Here is a 19957-nt window from a genome sequence, read left to right as displayed (position 1 = left end):
AATGAGCTTTGATGGTTTATATCTCTGATTTAAGCTCACACACAATAAGCATGTAAGTACAAGAATACTATAATTTATAGTACACTGTATAAAAAATATTTTTTAAGTAAGATTTAGGGGTAAATTAATTTATAGTCATCTTTTTCTTTTTAAAAAATGACTGAGCATGAACTGAACACAAAACTGAGCATATCTGCCAAGTGAACGCGCCTACGCTAGAAACATAGAAAAAAGCGTGAGGTTACTAATATGACTCCAACCCAAGAACTCCAAGCGGCTGGCTTGTATGTTCAAACCCAGGAACAACAGCAAATCGCCTTTCCCCTCAAACATACAGAAGTACAAGCCAAAGTTACTGGTAATATTTCGCGGGTGGAAGTTACCCAAACTTTTGAAAATCCTTTCACTACTACCCTAGAAGCTGTCTACATCTTTCCCTTACCGGATGAGGCAGCCGTGGATGATATGCTGATTCGCATTGGGGAAACTACTATTAAAGGGAGTATTAAAAAACGCCAAGAAGCTCAACAAATATACGAGCAAGCCAAGCAACAAGGGCGCACCGCCGGGTTGTTGGAACAGGAACGGGATAATATTTTTACCCAATCTTTGGCAAACATCAAACCGGGTGAGCAAATTGATGTCATTATTCGCTATACAGACAGCCTCAAATTTGAGAGTGGTAATTATGAGTTTGTCTTTCCGATGGTGGTGGGGCCGCGTTATATTCCTGGGATAACTCTTGATGAGAATGCAGTAGATGGGGCTTCTGCGATCGCACCAATGATGCAAAATCAAGATACTGATTTAGTACCTGATGCTTCACGGTTGAATGCTCCCATCTTACCGTCGGGAACTCGCTCTCGTCATGATATTAATGTGATGGTGGAAATTGACGCGGGTGTGGCAATTCGAGGTGTGACATCGCCTTCTCACCAAATCCAGATCATGTATGCAGGAGAGGTGGTGCGGGTTACACTTGCGCCTGGGGATACAATTCCTAACAAAGACATGATTTTACGCTATCAAGTAGCAGGTGAAGTGACTCAAGCAAGCGTCCTCACTCAAGCTGATGAACGGGGTGGACACTTTGCCTTATACTTAATTCCCGCCCTCACATACTCTCCAAAACAAGTAGTTCCTAAAGATGTGGTATTCCTCATCGATACTTCTGGTTCCCAAAGGGGTGCGCCGTTGATGCAGTGTCAGGAATTGATGCGCCGCTTTATCAATGGACTCAACAGCGATGATACTTTCAGCATTATTGATTTTTCTAATACTACTCGCCAACTTTCACCAGTTCCCCTCGTCAATACAGCACACAACCGCACACTGGCGCTTGATTACATTAATCGGTTGAATGCAAATGGGGGAACTCAAATGTTACAAGGGATTCGTGCTGTTTTAAACTTCCCAAGCACAGATCCAGGACGGTTGCGGAGTATTGTCTTACTCACCGATGGCTATATCGGTAACGAAAACCAAATTCTTACGGAGTTGCAACGATATCTCCAACCAGGAAACCGCCTTTATAGTTTCGGTGCAGGTAGTTCTGTTAATCGCTTCCTACTCAACCGCATTGCAGAGGTGGGACGGGGTACAGCGCGGATTATTCGCCAAGATGAACCAACGGCTGAAGTGGTAGAAAAATTCTGCCGCCAAATTAATAACCCTGTGCTGACAAACATCAATTTGCAATGGGAGGGTGATGGCGAAGCGCCAATAATTTACCCTACCACACCACCAGATTTATTTGCCGAACAACCATTAGTGTTATTTGGTCGTAAAGCTGATGGGCGTGGTGGTAAACTGCACATCACGGGAATTGCGGCTGGTGGGATGCGCTATCAACAGACTTTCGATTTGAATTTCTCTGTAACTGTTAATTCTGCTGTAGCGCAACTTTGGGGACGTTCCCGCATCAAGGATTTAATGAATCAAATGGTTGGTGGTGATACTAAGTCAGGTGTGACAGCAGTGACGGATACAGCACTTACCTATCAACTGTTATCTCAATACACGGCTTTTGTTGCCGTTAGTGATGATGTACGAGTTGATTCCACTCAAGCTTCTGTATCTGTGCAAGTACCTGTAGAAATGCCTGAAGGTGTCAGCCATCAAGGTATTTATGGTAGCGTTGCTTATAGTGCTGCTCCTGCAAGTGTTAATACTTCCCTGGAAATTCCTGATTTTTTACAACGTAGAAGAAGCATACAACCACCTGCACCTCCACAAGCAAGCGCACCAGCAGAAACACGAGATATTCTCTACAGTTTGTCACCTGCGGATGAAAGTCTGAGAAATCCGCCAGCACCAAAAATAGGCGCAGCTTCACCCATTCCTCTTACCCCGCGTCTACAGGTTGTCAGCATTACGGGATTAGATGAGCAAATGACGACTTTGTTAACTGGATTTGTGCAAGCATTGTACATACCTGTTGGTTTTAGCGGTAGTTTGTTTTGGGAATTGCAACTGAATAAAGGACGATTTACCCAGGTAGTACTAGATGAGGAGGCCTCCACGCTGAAGGAACAACAGGTGATTGATTTGATTAGGCGATCGCTTTTAGCTTGGCGACCTCATAATCATCTCACAGCTACCGTCCTCATCACTATTCAAGTTCAATCATAATCATTAACACCGGGTATATCCCGGTTTTTTACTTACCTGAACCATAGCGCTTTAGTCCGTGATAAAACACCCCTGTACTTACTAACAATACTGCGATCGCTGTCCTAATACTCCCTCCCACCTACAATTCCCTTTCTTGTGAACTACCGCAATGCTTACAGTGTGGTAAGTGCTTATAAGTTAAATCATGACAATTGTGACATTCAACGTACTGGTAATAACCGCAGTGTGGACAATAGGCATCATTGTGTCGGATTTTCTTAGCACACCTAACACAAAGTGATTTTTGAATCCTGTTAACAGCTTGTAGTTTAGGATTAAGAACAATTTTTTGAAAGAACTTGATAATGCCAAAACCAATTAAGGGAATCAGCAATATATAGATATAGCTGACTAAGAAAAGTAAACTACCGAAAATAGCGCTAATAACATCAAATAAAAATTGGAAAATTGCCCCAAATTGAAGAAATTCAAAAATTTTGGCAATTAGGGGAATAAAGAATATGACCAATAAGTGCCAACTAATAAGAGCGACAAGACCATAACGGCGACGCTGAGAAAATTGGTGAACTAATAAGGCAATAAATATTAGTGGTAACAAAAATAGAGCCTGAAAAGCAAACTGAATACTTGGATACCAAAATGATGCTCGTTTATAGCCTTGTTCAATCTGATAAAATTGTTCACCATTTTGCAGAAATGTAATCAACTCGCTACTTTCTGGTTTCAGTTTTAGTTCATTTTTTAAATTAGATATTTCCTGTTCTAACTGAGATATATTACGATTATTTTTTTCTAATTCTTGTTTAGCTTTTTCTGCACCGACTTGATTAATCGACTGCTCACGAGATTGTCCGGCGATTTTTTCTAAGAGTGTAGAGTCGTACTCAGCACGAATCCTGCTATTAGCTTGTCGAAGATTACTAATTTTTGATTGTCTATCATCAATTGCTTTGATTGCTTGCTGATTTTGTGGAATATTAATATTATCTACATACTCTGCATACTGCAAACAGATTGGCGAAACTTGTCCTATATGATCTGTGGCTGTTTCTTGATATATCTGTTTTTGACTAGGTTGATTACTATTCTTATAAAGTAACAATTCTCTAAGAATATTATAATCTTTATCCTTACTAGTCTCTGTACGGTAAGTCTGCCATTGTGCATAACATGGATAAGCTTGGGAGGGGCTAAGATGCCATCCACTAATATCATTTAAACCAATAAAGACATTGACTAATATAAAAATATCAATCAGAATAATTACAATCAGACTTACTCTATTTAGAGGTTCGTTGTTAATTCTTCTAGAATTGTTAAGAACACGATTGACAAAACGGCGGACTCTGGCAAACATATTATGCTCAACTACTATTTATCTTCGTTGACTATTATGTAACCTTACTTGTTTCACGAAGATACATTTATACATGAAGATAACTATTGAGGAGTTACGGCAACGTTATGAAAAAGTAGAGAGAAGTTTTGCTTCGGTTCAACTCGAAGGCGCTAACCTGAGAGGCATGATTTTTGAAGACGCTAGTTTCATAGGTATCAATACCAAACTTGCCGCTTTCTACTATGCTGATTTAAGAAATACCGACTTGAGCAATGCTAATTTAGAATGTGTCGAGTTTGGCAAATGGCATCTTAATTAAATGATTGATGACTTCTACTGATAACATTTCTTTAAGAATAAGCTAAATACTTATTAAATCACTCAGTTTAAGTTGTGTAATTTTTTCTAAAATCTATCAAGTGAGAGCGCGAGGCAATGTAGATTGGACGATAACTATCAAACTTACCTAAATCGGGTGGCAAGATTGACGCTACCAGAAGCGTATAGATCCCAAGTCCAGCATATTCAGGAATCTTATAAATTTCAGCCAGTTGAGGGATCTAGACAAGCAGCACCTTTTCCTGGGTATACACTAATTACCCCATCTGCGGCAGAAGATTCAGAAAATTCTGCTTTTTATAAGCAATTAGAGGCTTACCAACAGGAATTATTACAAATACCTATCAATCATGATTTGATAGTTCCTGTACCGCCTGCTAGCTTTCATGTAACTTTGGCAGACTTGATTTGGGACAGCGCCTATCGGGATGCTTGCGAACAAAATCCTGACTTTGACCAAAATTTACGCTCTTGCGTAGCTGAGATATTACAACAATATCAAGAATCGCTGACACCAGGAAATGAGCCGATTTCTTGGCAAATGCTGGGCTTGATGATAATGCCAAGGGCGGTTGCTGCTTGTTTAGTACCCAAAGATGAACGTTGCTACGAACAGATTATTAAATTCCGCCGTACAGTTTATCAAAATCCCAAGTTAATAGGATTAGGAATTGAACAACATTATCACCTAACGGCTCATGTCACATTGGGTTATTTTGGGGAGATATCAGCAGATTTAGACCGAACAAAACTGAGTGATACATTATCACAGTTCAATCAAAGCTGGCTGTTAAATACGCCAGAATTTGTCATCAGTCGAGTGGAGTTGCGAAAGTTTGACGATATGACGCGCTATTATCGTCAGCCAGACTGGCCTAGTTTAAATTTTTAATTAAACTTAAACATCATGATGTGGCAAAATTGCTACTAAGGTAACGTAAGTATGTTCGTTGCAACTCTAGTATTTTCTGTATGGGTTGGTAATGCTCACAACAATTTCTGATGAACTATTACCTATCTTTAGAAGTTAGCCAAATTTGATGTCAGTTATAAAAATTAGATTCATACAATCCTCATCTGTTTGTAGGTGAGGATTTTTATTGTTTTTACGTATGTGACATTTTACTTATTAATTTAATACCCTAACCCAAGCGTAAGTGTTATGAAACCATCCTTTGCCACTGACTCATAACAAAACTGGATAGAGCTTTTATTATTTGTCCTGGGGGAAAATGTGTAATTATACTAACTACTCAATACATATACACATATCAGAGTACACTAGGTTTTGATAAACTTTTTTAACGTCAGCGAACATGAGCCGCCGTTGTGTTACAGCAGGTATTTCTATTATTTTGGGTATAAGTACAGTAATTGGCTTTGATGATATTCTCAAAGCTGAGATAGTTCCAGACAATACATTGCCTGAAAATACCATCGTCACTCCAGATAAGTCAAATGAAAATATACTTATCAATGGTGGAACAGCAGTAGGCAATAATCTCTTTCATAGTTTTACGAAATTTTCTTTACTAAAAGGACAAACTGCTTACTTCGATAGTGGTCGAAATATTGAAAATGTCTTTGGTCGAGTTACTGGTGGAGAAAGATCCAATATTGATGGAACTATCAAAGCTGATAATAGATTCAATCTATTTTTAATCAATCCTAATGGATTTATTTTTGGCCCTAATGCCAGTTTAAACATTCAGGGTTCTTTTGTTGCTACTACCGCTAATAGTATTCGGTTTGCTGAGGGCGGTGAATTTAGTGCTAAACCAGCCAATACTAACCCTTTACTCAATGTTACTACTCCTATTGGTTTGCAATATGGTACTAATCCTGGCAGCATTCAAGTACAGGGAACACCCACAGTTCAGCCTACAACACTACAAGTTGAAGGTAATCAGACTTTAGCTTTGTTGGGAGGCGAAATTATCGTAGAGGACGCTTTTCTTAGTACTTTAAAACCTGAAGGCAGAATCGAGTTAGGCAGTGTAGCATCAACAGGTTTTGTGGGTATCTCTGCAACAAATCCAGGTTTTTTATTTAAGTTTGATAATGTACCTGAATTGGGTAATATTCACCTAAACTCAGGAACTATCATTAACAGTTTAGGAGACCTCGATATTACAAGTAATAATCTTTTCATGCAGGATGCTAATATTAGTGCGGTGAATAATTTAACCGTCAATGCAAAAGATAGTATTCAACTAATAAGTAAAAGTAACATCACTACTAGTAATACTGATGCAATATCGGCAACTCAGACTATTAACACACGCAATTTATTAGTACAAGATAGATCGCTGATTGCTGCAAATGGGGGCAATTTGACGATAAATGCTACAGATTCAGTGAAAATTATAGGGAATGTAGTAGATTTACCTACTAGGATATATGCTACGGCTAAAGCTAATTCTTCAGAAGACGGCAATTTAATCATTAATACTCGTAATTTAATAGTTAAAGATAATTCACAAATTATTACTAATTCGACTCCTTCATTTGTTGGAATTGTTCCTTTTAATCGCCCAATTAAAGATGGTTTAACTACGCCAATTAAAGGTAGTATAACAATCAATGCTACTAATTCGGTAATATTACAAGGTAGCTCCTTAGATGAAATATATCCTAGTGGTATCTTTACTCAAGCTAATGGAGATGCAGAAGCGGGAAAGCTGACAATTAATACTCGTATTTTAAAAGTTGAAGATGGTGCGCAGGTAATTGCACGAAATTTGAGTGGTACAAAAAGCGGTAACTTAACTGTAAATGCAACTGAGTCAGTACAAATAATAGGTACTTCTAAAAATGGTACAATTACTGGAGACTGGCTAGATGATGTAAATACGGATGAACCAGTACCTAAGCCTATTAGTCCATTACAAGATTTAGCGATCGCCGGAGTAAAAGCCAGAGGAAGTTTACCTAGTGGTTTATTTACAGATGCTATGTCTTCTGGTGATGCAGGTAATATCACAATTAATACCCGTGAATTAACAGCACAGTATGGGGGCTTAATTAGTACGGACGCTTTCCTTACAGGTCAAGGTGGGGATTTAACTATCTACGCTACCGATAAAGTGCAACTGATTGGTACTGCTGCCAATGGTATTACTAGTGGTTTATTTACCAGGGCTGGTTCTATGGTAACGAAATCGACAAGTGCAGGTTCTCTAGAAATTTTCACTGGTAATTTGTTAGTCCAAGATGGCGCACAGGTCAGTGCTAGTACTTTTGGTGCTGGTCAGGGTGGGAATGTATTTGTTAAAGCTACTGAAGGGATACAGCTAATTGGTGTATCTGCAAGAAATTCTCCCAGTGGCTTGTTTGCTCAAGCTAATAGTAACGCTACAAAAGATGCAGGTAATTTAACAATTGAGACTTCTAACTTATTAGTACGCGATGGCGCACAAGTTAGTACTAGTACCTTTGGTTCGGGTAACGGGGGTAATTTGTCTGTCAAGGCTACACAAATACAACTAATTGGTACTGCGCCTAAAGATTTATTCTCCAGTGGTTTATTTGCTGTAGCAACTTCCGACTCCACAGGTAGTGCTGGTAACTTGATGATTAACGCTAACTTATTGCAAATTTGGCAGGGGGCTGGAGTCGCTGTACGCAGTAATGGTACGGGGAGTGCGGGTAACTTAGATATTAATGCGGACTCTATCCGTCTGGACAATCACGCTTTTATCAATGCCGATACTCGTGGTAATGGCAGTGATCCTAAGCAATCACAGGCTAACATTAATGTGCGATCGCAAAATCTCATCCTCTCCCGTGGTAGTAATATCACAACTAATGCCACAGGTGAAAATGTTATCGGTGGCAATATCAATATTGACACTAACACTCTAGTTGCTAGCCAAAATAGTGATATTAGTGCTAACTCTGCTGACTTTCGTGGTGGTAAGGTAAAAATTAATGCTCAAACTATTTTTGGGATAAAATTCCGTAATGCACCTACCCCAGACAGTGACATCACCGCTACCGGAGCCAGCCCAGAGTTAAGTGGTACTGTAGAAATTACTAGCCCTGATGTTGATCCTAGTCAAAGCTTAACCCAACTCCCAGCAAATGCGATTGATATATCAAGGCAAATCTATCAAAAATGTCGTAATGGTGAAGCGACAGCACAAATACAGAATCAATTTATTATCACCGGACGGGGTGGTGTACCAGAAAACCCCTATGAAGCTTTAGATAACAATTCAGTAATTGCCGATTGGGTTACAGTGAATGATGCCAATCATACAGCCCAGAAAGAAACTAATCTGACAAAATTGGCAGATACTTCTGTCAATAATATTGTTGAGGCTCAAGGTTGGGTTATTGATGCCAAAGGTAATTTAGTTCTCACTGCCCAAGCACCCCAAGTAACACATCATCCTTCAGGATTGGCGGCTGCTTCTTGTGAAAATAGAGGCTAAAAACATGATGAGGGGGGAACAATCTATTTATAAATTACGTCTAGAAACAGCCGATAAACCAAAACCTATCTACTACTATGATCTATTGTTGATTGCTAAACAAAGCGGAAAAATGGCGATCGCCTGCTTACTTATCTTTATATATCCAGCAAATTACAAACTGTTTACACACGTAAGTCTAATTGACTAAGTATCAAACATTAATGCCATTACTTAATTCATTATAAATAAATATTCTTTCATGGAAAAATTTTATATTTTTCTATATATAAAATTTTGGTAATACTTAGTTTATTTATCCTGAAGCTTTCATAGGTTATAAAATCCTTGCTCTACAATGCTTTGTTAGTATGTTTTGACATCAAAGACTATATAAATTTTTTATAAACTGAAGTTCTTAAGTGTTTTTACATAAATGTGGTATGCTACTACTTGTTTAGAGTATTTATACAAAGGAAGTATATAAACCCACTTGATTAACCAAAAAATTACCCCTATCTGCTAAGTCTTGTATTAGAAACAACCCTTGTTAGTAATTAACAGCTAAATAAGGGCTTGTATCAAGCTAAAAGCTGTTTAAAAGTATTGGAGTTAGATTGTTGATAATCTACACTACTTTTGTAAAATCACTTAGTATGTGTGGCATTAAAAGCAATAAAAGGCTTTAATGGAATATGAAGGGAGAATCATAATTTAAATGATTCAAATCCGCGTACTATACTTTGTTCTGTGTATAGCTCTACCGTAAATAGTACGTTTTCAAAAGTTTCATTAGTGAATACTAAATAGTTACTGCTGCTGATAAGGTTAGATCAATAGTTTTTTCTGATAGTGAAAAGACAACACTACTATATGTTAATTAGATTACATCAGAGTGTTAAAGGTGCAAACACACTGGTATAATCTCCTGTCAACAGTTTTTTTGATAATATTTTTGTATAGATGACAATGGAATCTTTGCGAAGTATCGAAGAAGTAGATATACACAAGTACATAGAAGTTCTACAACGGCGTTGGTTGGCTGTGGTAGGAATTTTGGGGCTATCACTAACTCTGGGATGCTTGTATGCGTTTTCACTAAAACCTTCATACAAAGCAGAAGGTAGCTTGATGATTATGACCAACCGTACCTTCTCTTTAACAGGTTTGCCGCAAGACATAGGCAAACTAGAAGCATTAAATGTGAATGATAACCCTTTAGAAACTCAAGTGAGAATTATCGGTTCAAATCCCGTCCTTGAGAGAACCATTAATACTCTTAACCTCAAAGAGCCTAATGGTAAGAAGTTATCGATTCGCATCTTTGCACAACAACTGAAGATAGAAGGGATAAAAGGTACAGATGTTGTACAAATATCCTATAAAAGCAATAACCCTGAACAAGCTGCCAAAGTTGTCAATACAGTTATCAAAAGTTATATAGATTCAAATATTCAGGCAAACCAAGAGCAAGCTGTCACAGCCAAGCAAGTTATTCTTAGGGAAATACCTAAAGCCGAAGAAACTGTTAAAAAAGCTGAATCAGAACTACGTATATTTAAAGAAATTAATAAAATTGTTGCCCTAGAACAAGAAGCTACCGTAGCAGTTGATACTGTTTCCAAACTCAGCAGCCAGATTTCGCAAGCGCAAGCGCAACTAAATGATACTAAAGGTCGTTTAGAACAGTTACGCGCTCAAGCTCAAGTCAACTCACAGCAAGGTGTGATTGACTCTGAATTGAGCCAAGCACCAGGCGTACAGAAAGTACTGGCTGAACTCCAAGAAACAGAAAGTAAATTGGCAATAGAGCGAACTCGGTTTGAACCTGAACATCCAGCAATTACTGCCTTAGAAGAAAAAGTTACAGTGCTGAAGAAGCTCCTCAAAGAACGGACAGGAGAAGTAGCAGGTAATGCACCAGTCACACAGGGAAGTTTACAAGTTGGACAATTACGGCAAAGCCTAATCGCAGATATTACTCGTGGTGAGGCGCAACGTGTTGGTTTAGAAAGACAAATCACCACCCTCACCCAACAACGAGACGCTTATGTTAAACGAGCAAATTATCTGCCAAAACTCGAACAGAATCAACGAGAGTTAGAGAGGCGGTTACAGGCTGCTCAAGGAACCTATGAAACACTCTTGAAAAAGCGCCAAGAAATTGACATTGCTCAAAACCAAGAGATTCCTAACGCCCGTGTTATATCCTATGCTTTAGTCCCTGACTTTCCCGAAGGACCCCGCAAAATCTTGTTTGTTATCGGTGGAGGAGCGGTTGGCATCTTCTTAGGAATCATTGCCGCCTTCAGTATAGACTTGATAGATCGGTCAGTGAAGACTGTTAAGGAAGCTAAAGAAGTCCTCAGATATACCGTTTTAGGAGTTATTCCTACACTCGGTAGAACTGGTAAAGATGATGCTCCCATAGCTGGACTCGATAGACCTGTTCCCAAAATCATTGGTAGAGATATCCCTTACTTCCCTCTTGGGGACGCATACCAAATTCTACAGGTGAACCTAAAATTCCTCTGTTCTGACAAACCACTCAAGAGCATTGTAGTTACAAGTTCCGTTCCCAAAGAAGGCAAATCTGAAGTATCAGCAAATTTAGCTGTCACAATGGCGCAAGCTGGTCGTCGGGTGCTGTTAGTTGATGCAGATATGCGCCACCCCTTACAACATCATATTTGGGATCTACCCCATGACATCGGATTAAGTAATGTTCTTATAGGACAAGTTACTTTAGAGGATGCCGTACAGGAAGTCATGCCAAATCTAGAGGTGCTTCCTTGCGGAATATTACCACCCAATCCTGTAGCCATGTTAGATTCTCAACGCATGGCAACATTGATGAGTAACTTTGCTCAAGATTACGACTTCATTATTTTTGATACCCCACCGCTTACAGGCATAGCAGATGCTGCCGTTTTAAGCACTCTCACCGACGGCATTTTATTAGTGGTTCGCCCTGGTGTAGTTGACTTTGATAGTGCTAATGCAGCTAAAGAGTTTTTAACTCAATCAGGACAAAAGGTATTAGGAATAGTTATCAATGGCGTGAACATTAAAAATGAACCCAACGGTTACATTTATTCCCATAAAGAACCGCAGCTTGAATCCAAGTCACTATCTGGGAGCTTAATGAAACTATCGAAAAGACGGTAATTGATAGGCAATTATTAACCAGGTTCTCTAGCGATTATTTCGATATTAGCTAATAGTCATAGACGATGCTAGAAATAGTCGCTTAACCCAAATAAAAATTTGATTCCTAATCTACAACAAAATGATTTATTTGGGATAAATTTCGTGTTCTTCTTTGTGTTCTCATGCTAAATCTTTTTATATGAATACAAAAGAAATTAAAACTTCCTGTTTGATTAATAATTATAATTACGCAAAATTTCTTGCAGAAGCTGTTGATAGTGCCTTAAATCAAACAGTCAAGTTTAACGAAATTATTATTGTTGATGACGCATCTACAGATAATTCTGCTGAAGTAATAGCTAAGTTAGCCCAGGAACCATACGTTAAATATATTTTAAAAGAGAAAAATCAAGGTCAACTCTCATCATTTAACGCTGCGTTCTTAGCTGCCACAGGAGACATCATCTTTTTCCTAGATGCCGATGATACCTATGAAACTGAATATTTAGAAACAGCTCTCAATTTCTACGATAGACGTAGGGAATGTGATTTTGCCTTCTGTGCATATAGGAAATTTGGCGCAGCCGAGGGAGTATTTCAAGATTACGCAGTTGATTTAGACTTGGGCTATTCAGTCATCAAAACTATGTGTAATGGTGAATGGATTGGCTCTATCACTTCAACATTATCAATTCGTAGAGAAATACTGGCAAAAATTTTACCTATTCCCTACACAGAGGATTGGCGCGTTAGGGCTGATGACTGTTTAGTATGGGGTGCTTCTTTAGTAGGAGCCAAGAAATTTTATATATCACGACCTTTGGTAAATTATAGAATACATCAAAGTAATCAATTTCACAATAAAGAATCTTTAGTCTTAGATAAAAATTATGAATATAAAAGATTATGGAAACGAAATTCTTTATTTAATTACATTCTCCAAAAAAATAGTTTGACTTTACCCCATTTATTAGCTTTTACATCTCTCAACGAACTCAAAACTATTCCCTGCACGACTGCTAAAGATTTTTTCTTGTATTTAAAAATTATATTTTTATTTGAGCGTAATTTTTATTGGAAAGTCAAAGGCATATTTTTACTGTTTAGCTATTTTTTAAAAATATCTCTGACAGGCAAACTACAAAAGAGGTCGATATAACTATGCCAAAAATAGAACTCTATCAATTGCAAGAATTATCAAAAAACCTAGTAAGACGATGCTAAATAGATTAAGGCTGTCCAACTTATCAAAATTAAAATCTCGTTCGGGGCTGCGGGCAGTTGTTGCTAATACTGGTTGGCTATTTGCCGATCGCATCCTACGTATGGGTATTAGCTTAGTTGTAGGAGTATGGATAGCTCGTTATCTAGGTGTACAACAGTATGGGCTGTTTAACTACGCCCTGGCCTTTGTCACTCTCTTTACCCCTATCCTGACTTTGGGGTTGGACGAGGTTGTAGTTCGCCATGTGGTGCGTGAATCATCCAACAAAGAGGAGATTTTAGGAACCACATTCTGGTTAAAATTTTTGGGTGGAATAGCCTCTGTCATCCTCGCCATTGGCAGCACAGTCTTCTTAGGTGAACGCGATTTTCTGAAGATAGCGCTGGTGGCTATCTTAGCTGTATCGGGAATTTTCAGGGCGGCGGAAGCGATTGAGTTGTGGTTTCAATCGCAGGTACAAGCCAAATATACTGTCATTGCTAAAAATATAGCCTTCCTACTCAATAGCCTATTAAAAGTTGGATTGATTCTCATCAAAGCCCCATTGTTAGCCTTTGCTTGGGCGACTGTGGCCGAATTAGCCATGATTGCTATTGGTTTAGCGATCGCTTACCAAGTGAAAGGTAATTCATTTTGGTTATGGCGGTGGAGTTCTTCTGTTGCCAAAACCCTGCTCAAAGAGAGTTTACCTTTAATTTTCTCCGGCTTCGCCATCATGATTTTTATGAAAATTGACCAAATTATGATAGGTCAAATGATTGGCGATAAAGAAGTGGGAGTGTATTCTGCGGCTGTGCGAGTCTCAGAACTTTGGTACTTTATCCCAGCCGCGATCGTTTCTTCTGTGGCCCCAGCAATATATGCTGCTAAGGATAATTCGGAAGGAATTTACTACCAACGTATCAGGCAATTATTCCAGCTATTAAATTGTATAGCTTTAGCGATCGCTGTGCCGATGACTTTCCTCTCAGACGGGATAATCACGGCGATGTTTGGTAGTGACTATGCAGAAGCAGGAACAATATTAGCCGTACATATATGGACTTCTATATTTGTGTTCATGGGTTTTGCATCGTCGCCTTGGTTTATTGCTGAAGGGTTAAATCATGTCTCTCTTGGTAAGACAGTATTTGGCGCGATTTTAAACATCATCCTCAACTACCTACTGATTCCTCAGTATGCAGGACTTGGTGCGGCGATCGCCACAATTATATCCCAAGCTGCGGCTGCCTTTTTCTGCAACGCTTTTGATAGAAGAACGCAAAAATTATTTAAAATCCAGATTCAATCTCTTATTCCTTTTTATAAATATTAAATAATTATGAATGTACCAATAACTTTAATTATTTTTAAACGACCGCAGACAACAGAAAAAGTTTTTCAAGCTATTCGCCAAGCTAAACCGAAACAACTTTTCGTGATTGCTGATGGCCCACGCCATGACCGTGAAGATGAGGCAGAAAAATGTGCCGCCACACGAGCAATCATTAATAGGGTAGATTGGGATTGCGAAGTTATCAAAAATTATTCAGATATTAATCTAGGCTGTGCAGTCAGAGTTTCTAGTGGTTTAGATTGGGTATTTAGTAATGTAGAAAAAACCATCATTCTAGAAGATGATTGTATACCCCATCCCAGCTTTTTCAGATTTTGTGAAGAATTACTAGAAAAGTATCAAGATGATACTAGAGTTGCTAGTATTTCTGCCCAAAATATCCAACCTCAACACAAACGCACAAATTATAGTTATTACTTCTCGCGTTATAGTCACTGCTGGGGTTGGGCTACTTGGAGACGCGCTTGGCAACATTATGATTTGTATATCAAACTCTGGAAACAAGTAAAAGCAGAAAATCTTTTACGAGACATCCTCATAGACCCCAAAGCAGTAAGTTATTGGCAAAGAAAACTACAAACTATTTATGATAATCCTACAGGGATCACTTGGGATTATCAATGGACTTTTGCTTGTTGGATGCAGGGAAGCTTAAATATTACTCCCAACGTTAATTTAGTTTCTAATGTTGGTGTTGGTGCTGATTCTACGCATTTTGATTCTCAGCAAGACTTTTCTTTTATCAATGTGCCAACCCAAGCGATGGAATTTCCTTTAAAGCATCCACCATATATTGTGCGTAACGTAGAAGCAGATATTTTTACCCAAAAAACTGTTTACCAAGCCAAAATTATCGATGTTTTGAAGGAAGAAGTTAAAAAAAGATGGAATTATGCAAAGCTAATTAATTTATAACCTTAATAACTGACCAATGAGCGCAAAAACAAAAGAAACATTAATAGCAATCTTTTTAATTTTAGTATCGGCGGGGGTATTAACAATCAAACCCGCACAAGAAATCTCTATGTCTCCTATTGGTGGGGATAAAGTAGATACATTATTGAATATAATTTCTTATTTAATTTTATTTTATTTAAGCCTGATTTATTGGAAAAGTTTCTTATATGTAGTAACCCGAAATCCTTTACAGTTTTTGTTATTGGCAATAGTCTTATTTTCCATGCTCTGGTCGGAAGACTTAAGAAATGGACTTACTTATGCAAGAGGTTTGATCAGAATATATTTAATCGCTATATATCTAGCATTGCGCTTTACCTTAAAGGAGCAAATGCGGTTTATAGCTTTAGCGCTTGGTTTAGGCGCATCATTATCTATGATCTTTTCTACCTTTTCGCCAGATTATATTCACAAAGCACCAGAACTGGAGGGAATGTGGACGGGGATTTATGGGCATAAAAATGAATTGGGATACATGATGGCTTGGAGTACAGGAGTATTTCTACACTTGGGTCTTAGCATTAATCGCTATCGTTGGTTGATGTGGTTATTATGTGGCACATCTATATGTTTAATTATTCTTTCCCGCTCCACCACATCATTAACGATTGTTTTAACGATGGTCTTACTTTTACCTTTCTATCAGTTCTTGAAAAAGACTAACTATAAACTCCAAATAATTATGATGAGTTTGGGTTTAATGTTACTCATCTGTTTTTCTCTACTACTGATGAATAACGTAGAAACTTTAGTTGGTACTTCAGGGAAAGACCTAACTTTAAATGGACGTTCTGACTTGTGGGAAGGAGTAATTTCTAAAGTTTGGGAAAGACCTTGGTTTGGTTATGGATACTATGGGTTTTGGAATAGTGCAGCTGCAATTAACCTTAGAGTTACTTTTGAATGGGCGAGTAATTCTCATAATGGATTTTTAGATTTATTGTTGGATTTAGGCTTTTTTGGTTTTTTAGTTTTTGCGGCTGGTTTTATGAGATGTCTTTTTATGGCGTTAAGCCGAATTACTTACTTAGCTAAAAAACCGGAAGATTATTGGCCTGTGCAGATGTTAATCATCATTATCATCCTCAACTTTACAGAAGCGAGATTGTTAACTCCTAGTTGGAATTGGTTGATGTATGTCACAACTGCTTTAACCCTAACTATGGAGTATCAACGAAATCGTCAGGTTAGCACTGATAAATTAACTTTAATCACAGTACAAAATACTTTTAGTACCTAGAAATGAAAATCCTGCATCTGAGTACAAATGATGTTGGCGGTGGTGCAGCGAGAGCTGCATATCGTCTGCATACAGGTTTACAAGATATAGGGCTAGAATCGCTGATGCTAGTTCAGGAAAAATATAGCCATGATCAAACAGTAATTGCCCCAAATATTAGATTATTTCAAGGTATTGCTAAGGCTAAGTTGACCTTTGAAGCTTTACCTTTGAAATTTTATCGTCAAAGGAAAAATACACCATTTTTTATTCAATGGCTACCAGATAACATTACGCCTCAAGTTGCCAAGATTAACCCAGATGTAATTAATTTGCACTGGGTAAGTGCTGCTTTCATGCAAATAGAAACCTTTGCCAAACTGAAGCAGCCGCTAGTGTGGACTCTCCATGATATGTGGGGATTTACGGGAGGATGTCACGTTACTGGAGAATGCGATCGCTATCAAGTTGCCTGTGGAGCTTGTCCCCAATTGCAAAGTCATCAAGAAAAAGATTTATCACGCTGGGTATGGCAACGTAAATCCAAAGCTTGGAAAAATTTACATATCACCTTAGTGTCACCCAGTCATTGGTTAGCACAGGTAGCTCGTTCTAGTTCGTTATTTAGAGATAGACGCATCGAAGTTATCCCTCACGGTTTGGATACCCACAGATATCGTCCCATCAATCAACATTTTGCGCGGGAAATACACAACCTACCCCAAGATAAAAAGCTGATCCTCTTTGGTGCAATTCAAGCCACAAGCGATATCAATAAAGGCTTTCACCTATTACAACCAGCTTTACAACAGTTGAGTCAGACTGGTCAAAAAGATGACATAGAAGTAGTAATCTTTGGTGCAACTAAACCTGAAAATCCACCAGATTTAGGCTTTAAAACCCACTATTTAGGCTACTTCAACGATGATATATCCCTAACAACAGCCTATTCAGCAGCCGATGTCATGCTAGTACCATCTCTGCAAGAGTCTTTTGGACAGACAGCTTCCGAAGCACTAGCTTGTGGAACTCCAGTCGTAGCATTTAACGCCACTGGACTCAAAGATATTATTGACCATCAACTGAACGGTTATTTGGCTCAACCTTACAAAGTTGATGATTTTGCCAAAGGAATTGCTTGGGTTCTAGAAGATGAACAAAGACTACAAAAACTATCATTCTATGCGCGTGAGAAAGCAGAGCGAGAGTTCACCTTAGAACTACAAGCTCACCGTTACTCAGGCTTATTTCAAGAAGTAATAAATATACACAATAAATCTTTAGTTAATACTTAATTATATAAAAAATCCTATGACAATCCCCTTAGCTTTTGTAATTTGTACCGAACCTGGACGTTTAGAAGGTCAATCATTAATGTTGTCAGAAAGTATTCGTAAATTCTGCGGCAATTTAAAAGACACACCTATCTATAGCTTTCATCCTAGAGTTGGTGAACCTATATCTAAACAAACTCAAGAAGCCTTCACTGCCTTAAATGTTATTCACCAACAAATTCCCATCAATACAGAGTTTCATGAATACTATTTAGCTAATAAACCCTTAGTTTGTGCCTATGCAGAACAAAATATTGATGCAGAAATATTAGTTTTTCTCGATAGTGATAAATGCTTTTTTGCAGAACCAACAGAATTTATATTACCAGCAGGTTGTAATGTGCGGATGCGTCCTGAATATGGACAAGGAATTGGTTCTACAGGTTCACAAGATTCGCAAGAATGGTACTGGCAAAAACTGTATGAAGTGCTTGGTGTAAAACGAGAGTTATTTGTGAACACACCAATTGGTAATAAAAAAATTAGAGCCTATTGGAACTCTGGCTTAATTGCTGTGAGAAGAAGTGCAGGTATATTCACTGCTTGGAAACAAAACTTTGAGAAGGTAATGCACCTAGATATTACCCCACCTCAAGGTATTTATTTTGTAGAACAATCAGTTTTATCTGTAACATTATGCTCTTTAGCAGAAAATATCTCTCATTTTTCTCCAGCTTATAGTTATCCCTTACCTTTACATAATCGCCTGTCTCCATCTGCAAGGCTGAAGGCTTGGAATGACATAGTATCAATCCATTATTTCAATTTATTTTTTTATAAAGACTGGAATGCACAAATCAAAAGGCTCAAAAACTTTAACCTCAAATCAGATAAATATCAATGGTTATGTGAAGGAGTGGTCAGATATAAAATGCCACGCACATCTGTTATGCACCGATATATGTTAACCGTGAGAAAAATAGAGCAAAAGCTCCGCGTATTTAACTTAAATATTCAAGTTAGTAATTGGATGGAAAAAATCGGTAACTTTTAAAATAGTCAAGGTAATATTTAGATGTTATTCCACGGTTTTTATATTTTTAGCGTTCAGCCATTGATTGTTTCCTTTTTAGGAAGCTATCCTTTCTTTGGTGGCTTGGTATATGAACAAAAAAAAGTTACATATCAACCTTTACCGAAATGGTTCCGTCCTAAACACGTTATAGAACATATCCCAGGCTGGTGTGCCACACCTAAACAAATGTTGCTGAGAAAAATCAAAGCAACTTTACATAGCTTAGAAGGAAGAACCCATCATTTAATGGTGAATGCACTAGACGAAGAACAATTACGAAAACGGTTTTTCGTTCGGGGAGGGCATTTCAACCAAAATTTTTATATAAATGAACACCTGTATAAAATTATTAACCAGCCGAAAATTTACGACGCTATTTATACAGCACAACTGAACTCATCCAAGCGCCTGTGGTTAGCCAAAAATATAGAAAAATTGATGGTTGTATCCTATGGCGGTGACTTACATATTTACTGCCCAGAATTGCAACATGCGGACTTTAACAGAGAGTTTATACCACGTACAGAGTTAGCCAAAAAGTATAACCAAGCTTATGTTGGTTTAATTCTTTCCGCAGTCGAAGGTGCAAATCTCGCCTCTAGTGAATATTTATTGTGTGGGATTCCTGTTGTCAGCACTCCTAGTAAGGGCGGACGAGATGAATTTTTTACTCCAGAAAATTCCATCATTGTTCCCCCAGATGCAGAGAAAGTTGCCGAAGCAGTACAGACTTTCAAACAATTAGCACCTAATCCTCAAGATATTCGTGAACATACACTCAAGAAAATGAATGAGTGGCGGTTAGCTTATTGTACTTATATCACCAATCTTATTGCACAAGAAGGAGGAAAAAAGATTGAGCCAGAGGTGATGCGAGAAAAATTCTTTGCTGCATATGATGGGATTCAATCTCGGTATATAAAAACAGCAGATTTATATAAACTTAGTTGGCAAGATTTTCAGGATAAGTTTTCTTTATAAATCTAGGAGTAAC

14 protein-coding genes are annotated in these 19957 nt (G+C 38.1%); 13 read left to right on the top strand and 1 reads right to left on the bottom strand.

Annotated features, from left to right (window positions below):
- The first annotated feature begins 249 nt into the window (after positions 1–249).
- A complete protein-coding gene (locus tag NSMS1_RS29260; RefSeq protein ID WP_224088371.1) occupies positions 250–2631 on the top strand; it encodes a VIT domain-containing protein in 2382 nt (793 codons plus the stop codon).
- Positions 2632–2752: 121 nt separating this feature from the next.
- Here the strand turns inward: NSMS1_RS29260 and NSMS1_RS29255 are convergent, their stop codons facing one another.
- Complete coding sequence (locus tag NSMS1_RS29255) at positions 2753–3991, bottom strand: hypothetical protein (protein WP_224088369.1); 1239 nt, start codon at positions 3989–3991, stop codon at positions 2753–2755.
- A 73-nt stretch (positions 3992–4064) separates the two neighbouring features.
- Here NSMS1_RS29255 and NSMS1_RS29250 point away from each other — a divergent pair, with 73 nt between their 5' ends.
- The 12 genes from NSMS1_RS29250 (at position 4065) to NSMS1_RS29195 (ending at position 19944) form a co-directional block, all read left to right on the top strand.
- Positions 4065–4292, top strand: coding sequence for a pentapeptide repeat-containing protein (locus NSMS1_RS29250; protein WP_224088367.1), 228 nt, complete (start codon positions 4065–4067; stop codon positions 4290–4292).
- Positions 4293–4415: 123 nt separating this feature from the next.
- Complete coding sequence (locus NSMS1_RS29245) at positions 4416–5204, top strand: DUF1868 domain-containing protein (RefSeq protein WP_224088366.1); 789 nt, start codon at positions 4416–4418, stop codon at positions 5202–5204.
- 424 nt (positions 5205–5628) lie between these two features.
- Positions 5629–8748 (top strand): filamentous hemagglutinin N-terminal domain-containing protein, encoded by a 3120-nt coding sequence (locus tag NSMS1_RS29240; RefSeq protein ID WP_224088364.1) that lies wholly within the window; start codon positions 5629–5631, stop codon positions 8746–8748.
- Positions 8749–8752: 4 nt separating this feature from the next.
- Positions 8753–8938: a hypothetical protein gene (locus NSMS1_RS29235; protein WP_224088362.1), complete on the top strand. Its 186-nt coding sequence runs from the start codon at positions 8753–8755 to the stop codon at positions 8936–8938.
- Between the two features lie 752 nt (positions 8939–9690).
- Positions 9691–11895 carry a GumC family protein gene (locus NSMS1_RS29230; RefSeq protein ID WP_224088353.1) on the top strand — a complete coding sequence of 735 codons (2205 nt, stop codon included), beginning with the start codon at positions 9691–9693 and terminating at the stop codon, positions 11893–11895.
- 181 nt (positions 11896–12076) lie between these two features.
- Positions 12077–13036, top strand: coding sequence for a glycosyltransferase family 2 protein (locus NSMS1_RS29225; RefSeq protein WP_224088351.1), 960 nt, complete (start codon positions 12077–12079; stop codon positions 13034–13036).
- Positions 13037–13094: 58 nt separating this feature from the next.
- On the top strand, positions 13095–14417 hold the full coding sequence (locus tag NSMS1_RS29220) for a flippase (RefSeq protein WP_224088349.1): 1323 nt from the start codon (positions 13095–13097) through the stop codon (positions 14415–14417).
- 6 nt (positions 14418–14423) lie between these two features.
- Positions 14424–15353: a glycosyltransferase family 2 protein gene (locus NSMS1_RS29215; protein ID WP_224088347.1), complete on the top strand. Its 930-nt coding sequence runs from the start codon at positions 14424–14426 to the stop codon at positions 15351–15353.
- A gap of 16 nt (positions 15354–15369) precedes the next feature.
- Positions 15370–16635: an O-antigen ligase family protein gene (locus NSMS1_RS29210; protein WP_224088345.1), complete on the top strand. Its 1266-nt coding sequence runs from the start codon at positions 15370–15372 to the stop codon at positions 16633–16635.
- A 2-nt stretch (positions 16636–16637) separates the two neighbouring features.
- On the top strand, positions 16638–17909 hold the full coding sequence (locus NSMS1_RS29205; protein ID WP_224088343.1) for a glycosyltransferase family 4 protein: 1272 nt from the start codon (positions 16638–16640) through the stop codon (positions 17907–17909).
- A gap of 16 nt (positions 17910–17925) precedes the next feature.
- Positions 17926–18942 carry a hypothetical protein gene (locus NSMS1_RS29200; RefSeq protein ID WP_224088341.1) on the top strand — a complete coding sequence of 339 codons (1017 nt, stop codon included), beginning with the start codon at positions 17926–17928 and terminating at the stop codon, positions 18940–18942.
- Between the two features lie 21 nt (positions 18943–18963).
- Positions 18964–19944 (top strand): glycosyltransferase, encoded by a 981-nt coding sequence (locus NSMS1_RS29195; RefSeq protein WP_224088339.1) that lies wholly within the window; start codon positions 18964–18966, stop codon positions 19942–19944.
- Positions 19945–19957 lie beyond the last annotated feature (13 nt).

It is taken from the genome of Nostoc sp. MS1 (assembly GCF_019976755.1).
Classification (GTDB): domain Bacteria; phylum Cyanobacteriota; class Cyanobacteriia; order Cyanobacteriales; family Nostocaceae; genus Trichormus.
The sequence above is the reverse complement of the archived record's forward strand: the minus strand, read 5'-3'. Positions and strand labels throughout refer to the sequence as shown.